General features: G+C 47.7%; 1 protein-coding gene. It reads right to left on the bottom strand.

Annotated features, from left to right (window positions below):
* Positions 1-906 (bottom strand): Ig-like domain-containing protein (locus V5290_RS17290; protein WP_333388753.1); only part of this gene is annotated, 906 nt, incomplete at both ends.

Genomic DNA, 906 nt, shown 5'->3' with positions numbered 1-906 from the left:
GGTTGCTGTCACTGTGATAATGGTTTCACCATCATCCAATGCAGGGAGTGTATTATCCGCTAAAGTCCACGACCCATCCGCATTGTTAGTTGCTGCGTATTCGATGCCGTCCACGGTTACCACCACGGTGGCCGTTGTATCTTCGACATTACCCGTTAACATCGGCGTGTTATCAGTGGTAGTGAGAGAGTCGACGCTAATTAATGGAGCTGTAGTATCCACTTCAATCGTCGTGGTTGCGCTATCCGTATGGCCCGCTTCATCGCTCGCCGATACGCTGATAACAACGTCGCCTTCCGCTAAATCAGGTAAGATATCAGCTGCTAAACTCCAAGTGCCATCGCCGTTATTGACAGTCGTGTAGTCAATACCATTGACAGTAACAATCACAGTCGCCGTAGCATCATCAATGCTGCCACTTAACGCCGGTGACGTATCATTCGTTACTAAGGCATCGATACTCACATTTAAACCCGTTGTATCTACTTCAACGGTGCCAGTATTGGTTGCGCTATTACCTGCCGCATCGGTTGCTGTCACTGTAATAACGGTTTCACCATCATCTAATGTTGGTAAGGTGTTATCCGCTAAAGTCCACGACCCATTCGCATTGTTAGTTGCTTCGTACTCGATGTCATTAACTGTCACGATAACTACAGCAGTAGTATCATCAACATTACCCGTTAACATTGGCGTATTATCAGTGGTAGTGAGAGAGTCGACGCTAATTATTGGAGCGGTAGTATCCACTTCAATCGTCGTGGTTGCGCTATCCGTATGGCCCGCTTCATCGCTCGCAGACACACTGATCACAACGTCGCCTTCGGCTAATTCGGCAATCGTATCCGCTGCTAAACTCCAGGTGTTATCGCCGTTATTCACTGCGTTGTAATCAACACCATTGAC

This window comes from Psychromonas arctica (assembly GCF_036697365.1).
Classification (GTDB): domain Bacteria; phylum Pseudomonadota; class Gammaproteobacteria; order Enterobacterales; family Psychromonadaceae; genus Psychromonas; species Psychromonas arctica_A.
This window is presented reverse-complemented; position numbering and strand designations above follow the sequence as displayed.